This window comes from Acinetobacter sp. YH01009 (genome assembly GCF_013420765.1).
In the GTDB taxonomy this organism is placed as follows: Bacteria; Pseudomonadota; Gammaproteobacteria; order Pseudomonadales; family Moraxellaceae; genus Acinetobacter; species Acinetobacter amyesii.
Genome location: NZ_VOYE01000002.1, coordinates 135,447 through 148,864, shown reverse-complemented (window position 1 = coordinate 148,864; position 13,418 = coordinate 135,447). Strand labels below are relative to the sequence as shown.

The following is a 13,418-nucleotide window of genomic DNA, read 5'->3' as shown; positions in this document are numbered from 1 at the left end:
CTAAAGTCATTTTATTGCTATTTGATATTTATAGCATTGAATTAGACTGCAGCAGCAATCACTTGTTCAGTACTCAAAACACCTTGTTCAATTAAACGGTTAGTGCTGGCAATAATCGCCTCGATAGATGCGGTCACGATGTTGTCATGCACACCTGCGCCGAATGCAGACTTACCTGTACCTTTCACTTGAAGCTCAATTAAAGCCAAGGCTTTAGCATGTGCGCCTGAACTGATGCTACGTTCTTCATAGTTCAAGACATCAATCGGTAACTGCAAGGCATTTAAGATAGCAGAGATTGGGCCGTTGCCTTCACCACGTAATTGCTGGATCTCACCGTTCACTTCGACATCAAGCTCAATGACTTGTTTGCCATTTTCATCATGTAAGCGGTAGTTTTTCGCCGCATAATGCGTGTCTTTGGCAGCCACATACGTGTCTTTAAATAAAGACCAGATTGCTTGCGCAGAAATCTCGGTACCGTCTTCATCTGTTTTTTGCTGTACGATTTGCGAGAACTCAATTTGAATACGACGAGGCAACACCACGTTGTAATTTGATTCTAACAAGTACGCAATACCGCCTTTACCAGACTGTGAGTTGACACGAATCACGGCATCATAGTCGCGGCCCAAGTCTTTCGGGTCGATTGGCAAATAAGGCATATCCCACATTTCTTCGTTCTTTTGGAACTCGAAACCTTTTTTAATGGCATCTTGGTGTGAGCCAGAGAACGCGGTGAAGACCAAATCACCAGCATACGGATGACGAGGGTGTACCGGCAAGCCTGTGCATTCTTCAATGATTGAAATGATTTCGTTAATGTTTGAGAAATCTAAGTTTGGCGCAACACCTTGGGTATACATGTTCAATGCAATCGCTGCAACGTCCACGTTACCTGTACGTTCACCGTTACCAAACACACAACCTTCGACGCGGTCAGCACCAGCCATAATGGCCAACTCAGAAGCGGCAATACCACAGCCACGGTCGTTATGACAGTGCACAGAAATAATCACACCGTCACGGCGTTGAATGTTACGGTGCATCCATTCCACTTGGTCTGCATAGACGTTCGGACCTGAAACTTCAACCGTTGCAGGCAAGTTTAAAATCACTTTGTTCTCTGGAGATGCTTCCCAAATTTCAGTGACCGCATCACAGACATCTTTAGCCACTTCTAATTCTGTTGCAGTAAAACACTCTGGACTGTATTGGAATACAAATTCAGTTTCAGGCTGTTTTGCAGCATATTCTTTGACTTTCGTTGCAGCATTAATCGCTAATTGTTTTGCACCAGCAACATCAACATTCAACACTTTATTGCGGAAGGTTGGAGAATTTGAGTTGTAGATATGCACGATGGCACGTTTTGCACCTTGTAATGATTCAAATGTACGTTGAATCAAATGATCACGTGCTTGAACCAAAACTTCGATGTACACATCATCAGGAATATGACCGCCTTCGATCAACAAACGAGTGAAATCAAAGTCGATTTGTGATGCAGAAGGGAAGCCGATTTCAATGTGTTTGAAACCAATTTTCACAAGCATTTGGAACATTTTGAACTTTTGTTCAATGTTCATTGGCTCGAAGATCGCTTGGTTACCGTCACGAAGGTCGGTACTCATCCAGATCGGCGCTTTATTGATTTCGTTATTTGGCCATTGACGGTCTGGTAAGTCTACACGTTGGTACATGCGACGGTATTTTTTGCTTGGATCTGCCAACATCATGTGAAAACTCCTTATAGCACCGTGGATAAATGTCGTGGATAAACGGCAAGGTACTACTTATATAGATTGTGTCTATTCTAGCAATTTACAAGTTTAATTTCGGAGTCTTTAGTCGAAAGTCGAAATAAATCCGTAAAGATTCACATGACTTAGCTTTACCGTAAGCTCGTAAACGTATAACTAAATATTAGTCCATATATTCCGGAAATAATTTCCTATTTTTGCGTCAAGATGCCATTACTGGAAAATATTTTTCTATAAAATTAGCTTTTTTGAAAAATATAATCTTTATTGATCTCATCGACGGTGGCTGTTCCCATCAATGCCATCGTAATCTCAAATTCTTCTTTCAGTATTTTGAGTACATGGGCAACACCTAAAGCGCCCGCTGTAGCTAAACCATAAATGCAAGGACGTCCAACTAATACGGCAGATGCACCCAAGGCTATCGCTTTAAACACATCTGAACCACGACGAATACCACCATCATATAAAACTGGAAAATCCGTAGGCACAACTTTTTTAATCAGTTCTAAGGCGGTGATAGGGGAGATGCAACCGTCCAGTACGCGCCCACCATGATTCGACACAATAATGCCTTGTACACCGTGTTGCAGGGCAAGTTCAGCATCATGTGGACTGACAATGCCCTTTAAAATAATCGGTAATGAGGTGTTTTGACTGAGCCAAAGGATATCCGCCCATGTTGGTGCGATTTTCATCAGACCGTTAAATACGGGATGGTCGCCATCATTGAGCTCAGGCAATGGGATATGTGCAGGGGTATGCGGATGTTGCATGCCTTCAGGCAAATGAAAAAACACTCGACGTTCACGGTCACGAATCCCTGTATGCGGGGAATCAATGGTTACTACAATTGCTGTATAAGCATGTTCTTCTGCCATCTTGACCAGTGATAATGACTTTTCGCGCTCACCTTGCCAATACAATTGGAACCATTTGTACGGATTGTCCTGCTTTAACTCACGCATATCTGTATTGGTAAATGTACTGAGGATCATATTGCTGCCAAGGACTTCGGCAGCGAGGGCTGTTGCAGCTTCAGCATCAGGATGAAATTGTTGTTGGTGACCAATGGGTGCTACAAAAATCGGATGCGGGAAACGTTGCCCTAAGATTTCGATTTGGGTATGACCTTGGGTTAGATCTTTCAGCATACGTGGTAGCAGTTGTATCTGTTCAAACTGAGACAAATTGCCACGGACACTGTGTTCATCCATCGAGCCGCCTTGCAAGTACTGCCACACCATTTGAGAAAGGTGCAATTCAGCCTGTTTTTCGTAATCTGCAATGGTTTGCAAATGAGCTGGAATCTGAGTCAGTGGCGCTAAAATGTTGTGATCAGTCATTGGTAGTTTGTCCATGTCTATTGACCTTGAGCTTTAAATTTCGGCCCATTTGCGGATAAGGTTGTGATACAGACTCGTCAACTTGACGACTTCACTATGTGCATCACCCAATTGCATACGCAAATTTTGAATGCTTTGATCGAGATTAAATAACATGTGACGCTCAGCATCTTCACGGATCATACTTTGCAACCAAAAAAATGACGCAATACGACAGCCTGCAGTCACAGGAGTAACTTCATGCACACTGGTAGATGGATACAAAATCAAATCTCCGGCAGGCAATTTCACTTCGTGGTAGCCATAGGTGTCTTCTACCACAAGTTCACCACCTTCATATTCTTCAGGTTCACTTAGAAAAATCGTGCAGGACAAATCGGTACGAATTTTTTGATTGCTGTCAGGCATCCAGCGAATGGCATTGTCGACATGGAAACCAAACGTTTCACCATTTTCATAGCGATTAAAATAGGGCGGCAAAATATTGAGGGGTAGGGCTGCCGATGTAAAAAGCGCGTGTTGTGACAATTCATGCAGAATAATGTCACCTAAATGCTGTGTTAATGGATGGTCTATATCTAGCTGTTGGTTGTTTTTTACATTTTTAGACAGTGAGCCCGTAGTTTTTTGACCATTAATCCATTCTACTTTTTGCATTTCTGTGCGGAAGTAGTTGACCTGTTCTTTACTCAATACATTTGGAATATGGTGAATCACGGTCTGACCTTTTGAAATGTAATGTTTGTGTTTCGATCATATACAAAAATAGCCTCGAAGCGAGGCTATTTGAGTCAATACCATAAATTATTTATGGTATTTATTTTTTCTTAGTATTTGAAGTTTACAGACAGAACTGCGCTGCGACCTTCTGCTTCAGTTGCATAGTGTGAGGCATACGCTTTAGTGAAGTAGCGTTTGTCAGAAAGGTTGTTTACGTTAAGTTGTAAATCAACATTTTTGTTGACATTATAACGCGCCATAGCATCGTAGCGTACATAAGATGGAGCCCATTTGATGTTTGCAACATCACCATAAACTTTGTCTGAATATACTGCACCACCACCCAAAGTTAATTGCGGCAATATCTTATAGGTAGTCCATAATGTTGCTGCTTGTTTAGGTACATTAGGCATTTGGTTGCCATTATAAATGGCATTATCTGTACAAGTTGCTGTTGAACCTGAACCACGGCATGATTTACCATTTTTTGTTAATTCACTATTAAGATAAGTATAACCTGCCGAAATATCCCATTTATCGGTAATTTGACCATTTAATCCTAATTCAACACCATCAACTTTACTTTCACCTACATTCGCATAAGTTGTTGGGTCAAGTTGTACACGAGTATTTTGTTTTTCAGTACGGAAGATCGCTGCTGTTAAATTCAAACGATCATTTAACAAGTCCCATTTAGTACCCAACTCGTAAGTTTGTGCTTCTTCAGGATCGATCATTTGGTTATTAGCATTTATGGTTTCGCTGTTATCTCCCCAACCAGCATTTAAGCCAACAGGACTGGCAGAGGTAGCATAACTTGCATAAATTGAACCATTTTCAACAGGTTTAAAGGTTATACCTGATTGATATGTAAAGAAGTCTGAATCATTGTTAGCTGTATATGCAGCAGCTGAAGATGTAGCACGAAAGTTTTGTGCAGCTTCAAACTTGTCCCAGCGCACACCAAGATCAAGTAACCATTGTGGTGTGATTTCAATACTATCTAATAAATATACAGAAGTGCTTTCAACCGTGGCATCAAAGTCTTGGCGGGCTTCTAGACGATCTAAAAATGGTTTTTGAGTTGGATTGTTTAGAGAAGTACACCAATTGCTTGAAAGGTCTTTACAGTCGCTGTAAAACCCAGTTGAGGAAACTTTGCCATCTTTACTGTTAATGATGTTATAACCACCTTTGTCAGTTTCTTGCTTGCTGTATTCAGCACCAACATTAAAGCTATGATTAATGGCACCTGTAGCAAATTTACCTATCAATGCTAATTGATTTGTAAAGGTATCGCTATCTGTGATGGCAGAGTTTTGACGATGCCATACTTGGCCATTAGCTACATTGCCTTTAGAATCATCAGGGTTTGTCCAGACATAATCATTTTTAGATTTGCTGTACATTGCAGTGTTTGTAACGGTTAAATTGTCAGTTAAATCATGTTCTAACTTGATTGTCCCTGCTTGGTTCTCTTGTTTTTGGAAGTCACGATCTTTCCAACCATAATAAACGCCTTGTTTTACTTCCGCTGGTTTACCTTGTGGTTTACCTAAACCAGCATCCCAATATGGAACACCTGAATCGGGAGTGTCATCCGATTTTAAATAGTAATAACTTAAAGTTGCACGAGTAGGGGTGTCTAAGCCAAAAGTAATACTAGGGGCAATACCTGCACGTTTATATTCAGCACCGTCAGATTGACCTGCTTTCTCATTCATGTGGCCCATTATTGCAACACGTGCAGCAATCCCATTGCCAAAATCTTTATTGCCATCTAGTGTTACACGTGCATAAGCATCTGTACCGCCAGCAACTGAACCTTCTAAAAAGTCACCTTTTTTAGCCACTTTAGAAATCATGTTGATGCTACCGCCAACAGTACCTGCACCACCCATAGCAGAAGCAGAACCTTTGGTGACTTCAACTTGTTCTATGGCAAACATTTCACGGTTTTGTGAGGTTGAATTACGAATACCATCTATATACATTGAGCTTTCAGAGCTGTAGCCACGGATAAATGGACGGTCGCCATTTGGATTGCCACCTTCACCAGCACCGAGGGTAATTCCAGGTACTGTACGTAAAGCATCACTTAAAGTTGTGACTTGCGTGTCTTCAATCAGTTGCTTAGAAATCACTGATACTGATTTTGGTGTATCAAGAAGGGGAGCAACAAATTTAGCATTCGCAGATTTATCAACTTTTAAGCTTGGTGCTTTTTCAGCAGCAACTTCTTGGTTAATCGTTGGAAGTTGAGTAACTTGCTCTTGTGCGATTGCATTAACAGCAATAACAGAAAGTGAAGAAGCAATTGCTGAAGAAACAATTTTCTTACGTGTTTTAATGAAGGCCATTTCGAACCCGATTTGGAATAGTGAATTTGTATGCGAATAATAATGATTCTTATTTTTTCTTACATCTTTATGTAATTGTAAATCACGATAAATAATCATATTGTGATAGTCCTATTTAATGTAATGATATAACAAGTATTAATTAAGACTATGTTTTATTTAAATATTGATAAAATATATTGTTTTTTTATGTTTAATTGAGATTATAAATATAGACATGATTGTGAATTAAATAAGAAGTAATCGTAAATTATTTATGCAAAAAACCTGCCGAAGCAGGTTTTTTAGTTTTGTCTTTTATAAGTACTAAAAGTTAGAAATCATAAGAAATGGATAACCAGTAGTTACGACCAGCTAAGTAAGTTCCAGCCATTGAAGAACCTATAGTCATGTAGTCATAGTACGATGCCTCTACATTTTGGCTATTGATATAAGTTCCATTGCTTGTGAAGTCTTTATCTAATAAGTTATTTACAGAACCATTAATACGAATATTTTCGTTAAGGTTATAACTTGTACCGAGGTTAAATAAATTATACCCCTTCAACTTATTACCTGTTGCAGCATAAATGATGCCAGCATCACCAGCAGTTTGGACTGTACTATAACGTTTACGATCAGATTTATACTCATGCTGTAACCAAACATCGAGTGAAGGATTAATATGCCAAGTAGATGTCATATTAAAAGCATTTTTGGGTACGTTATTTAGGTACGAGCCTTTATTTTCACCTTTTGTGATCTCACTTTCCATATAGGTATATGCAGCTTTAATATCCCATTCAGGGATAATGCTGTATTTCAAGCTAACTTCAACGCCCTTAGTTTCTGCTTCATTGGCATTAATACTTTGTGAAAAACTATCTTGAGTAATATGGGAACCATAGCTCACACAACCTGCTTGGTTTGGATTTGTTTCAGAGTAACAGTTCCAAAGGTCAGCTCCATCAGTTATCAGATCTTCAATTTTATTAAAGAATGCCGTTGTGGTTAAGTCAAAGCTACCTTTGTTATAATTAAAGCCTAATTCATAGTTGGTGGATTCTTCAGGTTTAAGATTAGGAGAGCCGACACCAAAAGTTGCACCTTGACCACTAACACTAATCACGCCATTGTGTAATGCTTTTGCAGAAGGTGCTTTGTAACCCGTACTTACACCACCTTTCAGTGTTAGATTTTCATTAGTATTCCAAACTAAATATGCTCGTGGGCTGAAGTGACCACCAAAACCTGAATGATCTTCATAACGTCCACCTAAAGTTAAAGCAACTGAATCTAAAAGGCGCCATTCATCTTCAGCGTAGAAAGATAATGAGTCTTTTTTGAATTTTGAACCCACGCCCGCAATATCGTCAGCAATTTCTGCTTCTTTATATTCGGCACCTACTGTGATTTTATGATCTGCAATAGGCATGACGATATGTGTATCAGCAACAAAGTCAGTGTTTTCTAATGTACGATCTGTACCTGCAAATGCATTTAATGGGAATGTGTTTCGTGGAATAGTACGGCCTACGGTTTCAGTAGTTGTATGGCTTACGTAAGATGACCATTTACCAAAATCATAGTTACCCTCATGTCCAGCAGAAATTTGATCACGGTTAAATTCTAGTTCGTCTTTATAACCATTAGCACGGCTCGGTGTGTCTTGAGTGCCCAGTCGATTATCATCATTTTTATAGTTTTGACTTGAATGGAAGCCATCTAACCAGAAACTATTTTTATCATCTAAGTTAAAGGATAATTTACCACCAAAATCAAAATTATCTGCTTCACTTGGGCGTGGGTCACGGCCAGATGTACCTGGAATACGTTCAGATTTTTGACGGTCTAAATAAGAACCGCGTAGCTGCATCCCTAATCGTTCGCTTATAAGAGGGCCATTTAAAACAAAACTGGTTTTTGCTGAGTCGGCTTCCCCATTATGTTCCATGAGGTTACCACTCACAGTAACATTACCAGTCCATGTATCAGACACTTTTTTAGTAATAATGTTGATTACACCACCCATTGCTTCTGAGCCATAGCGAGTAGCCATAGGACCACGAATGACCTCAATACGCTCAATTGCAGCAAGGGGTGGTAAGTAACCATTTGATGATTCACCGAAACCATTTGGAGTTACGTCAGAAGATGTTGTTTGGCGACGTCCATCAATTAAAACCAAACTATAGTCATTACCTAGACCACGCATTTTTACGTTTAAGCCGGATGTTTTACCAATACCGTCACGAATATCAATGCCCGGAATGTCAGCTAGTAAATCTGCAATGCTAGAAGCATTTTTCTTTTCTATGTCTGCTTTTGTAACAACACTGATTGAAGCAGGAGCATTCTTGATCTTTTGTTCAAAGCCCGCTGCAGAAACAACAATGGTTTCCATCTGTTGAGCTTGAGATTCAGTCGTTTCAGCATGTGCGAAACTCGTAGTAGTTACAATTGCCCCAAATAAAGCAGCGGAAAGAGGGTTGAGATTAAATTTACTCATAAAAGAATTCCAAATATGGACAAGATAAATATATGAAAATAAATTAAAAAAATATCATTAAGAATAATAGTGAGAAAGTTTCTCATTTTCAATGGTGAATTAAAAAATAATCAATATTTCTTCGAAAAAAGCTGAAAAATTCTAAAAATAAGAAGGGCATCCATGCCTGAATTTATAGTGTTATAATCCATTTTTGTATATCTTTAATTGTTGTCATATAATGTGGCACTTTTTTTTAAAACTGTTTTAACTAACAAATTATCGAGGAAGCCATGCAAGTAACTTCTGAAGCGGTTTCGGGCGTTGCCCGTCGTTTAAATGTATCTGTACCGACGAGCCGTATTAACGAGCAGTTTGAAGCTCGCTTGAAACGCACTGCCAAAACTGTGAAGATCAACGGCTTCCGTCCAGGTAAAGTACCTGTAAACGTTGTTCGTCGTGAATACGGTGCTGGTATCTATCAAGAAGTTGTAAACGACATCATTCGTGACACAGTATTCGAAGCGATCCAACAAGAAAAAATCAATGCTGTTGGTATGCCAAACATTGAAAAAACTGAAATGAAAGATGATGCTTTAGTTTATGAAGCAACTGTAGAAGTTTATCCAGAAGTTGAAGTTAAGTTCGAAGGCCTAGAAGTTGAACGTAAAGCAACTTCAGTTGACGACAAAGACGTTGAGAAGATGATTGAAAATCTTCAAAAACAACGTGCTTCATGGGCTGAAACTAAAGGCATGGCTAAAAAAGACATGCAAGTAACTTTCGACTTTGAAGGTACTGTTGATGGCGAGAAGTTTGAAGGCGGCGCTGCTGAAGACTTTAAACTCGTACTTGGTTCTGGTCGTATGATCCCTGGCTTCGAAGACGGCATCGTTGGGATGAAGAAAGGCGAAGAGAAAGTTATCGATGTAACTTTCCCTGAAGACTACCAAGCTGAAAACCTTGCTGGTAAAGCTGCTCAGTTCAAAATCACTGTTAAGCTTGTTGAAAAACAAAAACTTCCAGAAGTTGATGCTGAATTCTTAAAAATCTTCGGTCTAACTGAAGAAGAAGGCGTTGAAAAACTGAAAGCTGACGTTCGTAAAAACATGGAACGTGAAGTGAAAAACGGTCTTCGTAACCAAGTGAAAGGTGCAACTTTTGATGCACTTGTAGCTGCAAACGAAGTAGAACTTCCAGAAGCAATGGTTGCTCAAGAAATTGACCGTCAACGTCAACAAATGATCCAACAATTCACTCAACAGTTTGGTGCTCAAGGCGCTAAAGCGTTTGATTCAAGCATGCTTCCAGATGACCTATTCAAAGAGCAAGCTGAAAAATCAGTTAAACTTGGCGTATTAGTCAGCAAAGTATTAGCTGATGCTAAAATTGAAGTTGATGCTGCACGTGTTGATGCTTACATCGAAGACATGGCTTCTTCTTACGAAGATCCTAAAGAAGTGATTGAATACTTCAACAACGATAAACAGCAACGCGCTCAAATCGAAGCTGTTATTCTAGAAGACCAAGTTGTAGATCACATCTTAGCTTCTGCTAAAGTAACGGATACAACTGTGAGCTATGAAGACTTATTGAAAGAGCAACAAGCTCGTCAACAAGGCTAATTTCTAGCTTTCAAAAAAAGGCGCGTTAAGCGCCTTTTTTTATCGAATTTTGCCCCCAAATAAGTTGTCCTGATTTCACAATGCTTATGAAAAAAATATCTGTTATTTAATTGGGAATCTTTTGCAATTTCGACAAATATCCCTCATATTGTGAATTATGGGTTGAGTCAGAAAAATTTAGGAATAAATAACGTATGTATGTTCCAACAATTGAAAACGCACTAGTGCCAATGGTGGTAGAACAGTCATCTCGTGGCGAGCGTTCTTTTGATATTTATTCACGCCTTTTGCGTGAACGTGTGATTTTTTTAACCGGTGAAGTTGAAGACAACATGGCAAATTTGATTGTTGCCCAAATGTTGTTCTTAGAAGCAGAAAACCCAGATAAAGATATTCATTTATATATCAACTCACCAGGCGGTTCGGTTACTGCAGGTATGGCGATTTACGATACCATGCAATTTATTAAACCTGATGTTGTGACTTACTGCATGGGGCAAGCAGCATCGATGGGTGCATTCCTGCTTAACGCCGGTGCTAAAGGCAAACGTTACTGTCTTGAAAATGCCCGTGTCATGATTCACCAACCACTCGGTGGTTTCCGAGGTCAGGCATCTGACATTGAAATTCATGCACGTGAAATTCTATTCATTAAAGAACGTTTAAACCGTTTGATGGCAGAGCATAGTGGTCAAGACTACGATACTGTTGCTCGAGATACTGACCGTGACAACTTTATGACAGCGCAAGCTGCAAAAGAATACGGTCTTGTGGACGAAGTTTTATCTAAACGTCCATAAGTTTTAAAGAATTAATTATTGGAGTGAATATGTCCGAACATCCTCAAGGACAAAAGCATTGTTCATTTTGCGGTAAAACGCAGTCTGAAGTCGGGAAACTGATTGCAGGTGAGGACGCGTACATCTGTAATGAGTGTGTGGACGTATGTCTTGACCTAGTTCAGACCAGTCAGCAAGTTGAATCAAATGACTGGGCAACTCGTCCTTTACCAAAACCGCATGAAATCCGTGCTGCGCTTGACCAATATGTGATTGGGCAAGATGTTGCGAAAAAGACCCTCTCTGTTGCGGTATATAACCACTATAAACGCCTAAAAGTTGGCACCAGTGGTAAAAAACCAGAAGACGGTGTAGAGATTTCGAAAAGTAACATCATGTTGGTTGGACCAACAGGTTCAGGTAAAACACTGCTTGCTCAGATACTTGCGCGCCTTTTAGATGTGCCATTTGCGATGGCAGATGCAACGACTTTAACTGAAGCCGGTTATGTGGGTGAAGACGTAGAGAACATTGTTCAAAAACTCCTTCAAAAAGCCGATTACGATGTAGAAAAAGCGCAAAAGGGCATTATTTATATCGATGAAATCGACAAAATTACTCGTAAGTCTGAAAACCCATCTATTACTCGTGATGTATCGGGTGAAGGTGTTCAGCAAGCGTTATTGAAAATGATCGAAGGTACGGTTGCGTCGATTCCGCCTCAAGGTGGTCGTAAGCATCCGCAGCAAGAATTTATCCAAATTGATACTTCAAACATCCTGTTTATCTGTGGTGGTGCATTCTCTGGCCTAGAGAAAATCGTACAGCAGCGTCAGGAAAAAGGTGGTATTGGCTTTACGGCTGAAGTACGTAAGAAAGATGAAACTAAAAAATTATCTGACTTATTCCGCCAAGTTGAAGCGACAGATTTGGTTAAATTCGGTCTGATTCCTGAATTTATTGGTCGTTTACCTGTGATTGCTACCTTGGAAGAACTGGACGAAGAAGCATTGATGCAGATTCTGACAGAACCAAAAAATGCATTGACACGTCAATACCAATATTTATTTGAAATGGAAAATGTTGACCTCGTATTTGAAGACTCAGCATTGCGTGCCGTGGCTAAAAAAGCCCTTGACCGTAATACGGGTGCGCGTGGTCTACGTTCGATTTTAGAAAATTCATTGCTTGAAACGATGTATGACTTACCAAGTCGTTCAGATGTGGGTACGGTTGTCGTCAATGAAGCGGTGATTAATGGTGAAGCGGAACCTGAATTTAAATCAGAACGTCAACCAAAGAAAACTGAAGAAGCTGCACCGAAGTCAGATTTAAAAGTTGTAAACTCTAAATCTGCTTAAGCGCTATTCGTCTGAAACGTGTGTAAATCCAAGATTTGCACACGTTTTTTATTTCCAAAAATAAAAGCAGAATGTTAATCTCAGCAGGATGGCGTGGATGCCTGAATGTAAAAAACTGAAAACAAAAGTGTAAAATAAAAAAAGACGCAGTGAGGGATAATCATGCGTGGAGTTGCAATTCTACTTTTAAGCAGTGTAGCGCTGCTGGGTTGTCATGGAAAATCAGCCGTTGAGCAAACGTCATTGGCTTCAACATTAAAGCCCGTGGATCCTGAAAGTACACCGGGTTATATTGAGCAATATCGATTGGGTATGTTCACCATTGGTGGTTGGGTCAATCAGAAGCAAGGTCGACATTTTCAAGAAGTGAGGGCTCAGCATGACCAAGCAGCGATTGTGTATTTATATCGTCCAGACAGTAAGTGGAACCGCCAAGAAATTGTGGCCAGTAGCTTATTTCTCAACAGTGAGCGTATTCCAAGTTTATTGAATAATCATTATTACTGGGTGGAGTTACCGGCAGGGAATTACCGCTTATCGTCGAGTCGCCCTTTGGGTGTGAATCATTTTCAAAAGCCTAAATATTTAGACTTTGATGTTGAAGCAGGTCAATCCTATTTCATCAAATATGATGAAGAGAATTTATCCAGTAAACGAACGATTTCAGGTCCATTGCTGCTCATGCCTGAAAAAATTGGTCGAAATGAAATCGCATTTACGGAGTTGAAGTCCAACAGTTTTAACTTTGTGGCAGAAGATCAAAACTCTGGAAAAGTACGTAAAAGTGCGCAGAAATTGAAGGCGCCTCATTATGATCCTGCGGAAGATGTGCAGTTGACCAAGCCTTTTAAATTGTGGAATCCATTAACTTGGTAATGTAATTTGCCGTTGTTTTTAGTGTGTGAAAGCATTAAATAGCGAATGTCATTCGACAGACAGTCTAAATATTGACAATAAAAAAGCACCCGATGGGGTGCTTTTTTTGATCTTGAACGTG

The 13,418-nt window shown here is 39.8% G+C and carries 9 protein-coding genes; 4 read left to right on the top strand and 5 right to left on the bottom strand.

Annotation, left to right across the window (positions count from 1 at the left end; genetic code table 11):
- Positions 1-41: 41 nt before the first annotated feature.
- The 5 genes from leuA to FTT76_RS03440 form a co-directional block, all read right to left on the bottom strand.
- Complete coding sequence (gene leuA / locus FTT76_RS03460) at positions 42-1,739, bottom strand: 2-isopropylmalate synthase (protein WP_111884051.1); 1,698 nt, start codon at positions 1,737-1,739, stop codon at positions 42-44.
- A gap of 263 nt (positions 1,740-2,002) precedes the next feature.
- On the bottom strand, positions 2,003-3,109 hold the full coding sequence (locus FTT76_RS03455) for an alpha-hydroxy acid oxidase (protein WP_180065192.1): 1,107 nt from the start codon (positions 3,107-3,109) through the stop codon (positions 2,003-2,005).
- A 33-nt stretch (positions 3,110-3,142) separates the two neighbouring features.
- Positions 3,143-3,826 carry a Fe2+-dependent dioxygenase gene (locus FTT76_RS03450; RefSeq protein WP_078192711.1) on the bottom strand — a complete coding sequence of 228 codons (684 nt, stop codon included), beginning with the start codon at positions 3,824-3,826 and terminating at the stop codon, positions 3,143-3,145.
- 110 nt (positions 3,827-3,936) lie between these two features.
- Complete coding sequence (locus tag FTT76_RS03445; RefSeq protein ID WP_180062936.1) at positions 3,937-6,189, bottom strand: TonB-dependent siderophore receptor; 2,253 nt, start codon at positions 6,187-6,189, stop codon at positions 3,937-3,939.
- Between the two features lie 313 nt (positions 6,190-6,502).
- Complete coding sequence (locus FTT76_RS03440) at positions 6,503-8,677, bottom strand: TonB-dependent receptor domain-containing protein (protein ID WP_180144330.1); 2,175 nt, start codon at positions 8,675-8,677, stop codon at positions 6,503-6,505.
- A 272-nt stretch (positions 8,678-8,949) separates the two neighbouring features.
- Between FTT76_RS03440 and tig the strand changes: the two genes are divergently transcribed.
- The 4 genes from tig (at position 8,950) to FTT76_RS03420 (ending at position 13,297) form a co-directional block, all read left to right on the top strand.
- Positions 8,950-10,281 (top strand): trigger factor, encoded by a 1,332-nt coding sequence (tig, locus tag FTT76_RS03435; RefSeq protein WP_180171765.1) that lies wholly within the window; start codon positions 8,950-8,952, stop codon positions 10,279-10,281.
- A gap of 194 nt (positions 10,282-10,475) precedes the next feature.
- Positions 10,476-11,081: an ATP-dependent Clp endopeptidase proteolytic subunit ClpP gene (gene clpP, locus FTT76_RS03430; protein WP_078189662.1), complete on the top strand. Its 606-nt coding sequence runs from the start codon at positions 10,476-10,478 to the stop codon at positions 11,079-11,081.
- A 29-nt stretch (positions 11,082-11,110) separates the two neighbouring features.
- Positions 11,111-12,421 (top strand): ATP-dependent protease ATP-binding subunit ClpX, encoded by a 1,311-nt coding sequence (gene clpX, locus FTT76_RS03425; RefSeq protein ID WP_180190046.1) that lies wholly within the window; start codon positions 11,111-11,113, stop codon positions 12,419-12,421.
- Between the two features lie 162 nt (positions 12,422-12,583).
- The gene (locus FTT76_RS03420; protein ID WP_180190045.1) at positions 12,584-13,297 is read left to right on the top strand and encodes a DUF2846 domain-containing protein; all 714 of its coding nucleotides are present in this window, start codon (positions 12,584-12,586) and stop codon (positions 13,295-13,297) included.
- The last annotated feature ends 121 nt before the right edge of the window (positions 13,298-13,418 follow it).

Excerpts from the sequence above, each read along its gene's own strand:
- FTT76_RS03440 (WP_180144330.1), bottom strand. The coding sequence starts at position 8,677 with ATGAGTAAATTTAATCTCAACCCTCTTTCCGCTGCTTTATTTGGGGCA.
- clpX (WP_180190046.1), top strand. The coding sequence starts at position 11,111 with ATGTCCGAACATCCTCAAGGACAAAAGCATTGTTCATTTTGCGGTAAA.
- tig (WP_180171765.1), top strand. The coding sequence starts at position 8,950 with ATGCAAGTAACTTCTGAAGCGGTTTCGGGCGTTGCCCGTCGTTTAAAT.
- FTT76_RS03445 (WP_180062936.1), bottom strand. The coding sequence starts at position 6,189 with ATGGCCTTCATTAAAACACGTAAGAAAATTGTTTCTTCAGCAATTGCT.
- FTT76_RS03420 (WP_180190045.1), top strand. The coding sequence starts at position 12,584 with ATGCGTGGAGTTGCAATTCTACTTTTAAGCAGTGTAGCGCTGCTGGGT.
- FTT76_RS03455 (WP_180065192.1), bottom strand. The coding sequence starts at position 3,109 with ATGACTGATCACAACATTTTAGCGCCACTGACTCAGATTCCAGCTCAT.
- leuA (WP_111884051.1), bottom strand. The coding sequence starts at position 1,739 with ATGATGTTGGCAGATCCAAGCAAAAAATACCGTCGCATGTACCAACGT.
- clpP (WP_078189662.1), top strand. The coding sequence starts at position 10,476 with ATGTATGTTCCAACAATTGAAAACGCACTAGTGCCAATGGTGGTAGAA.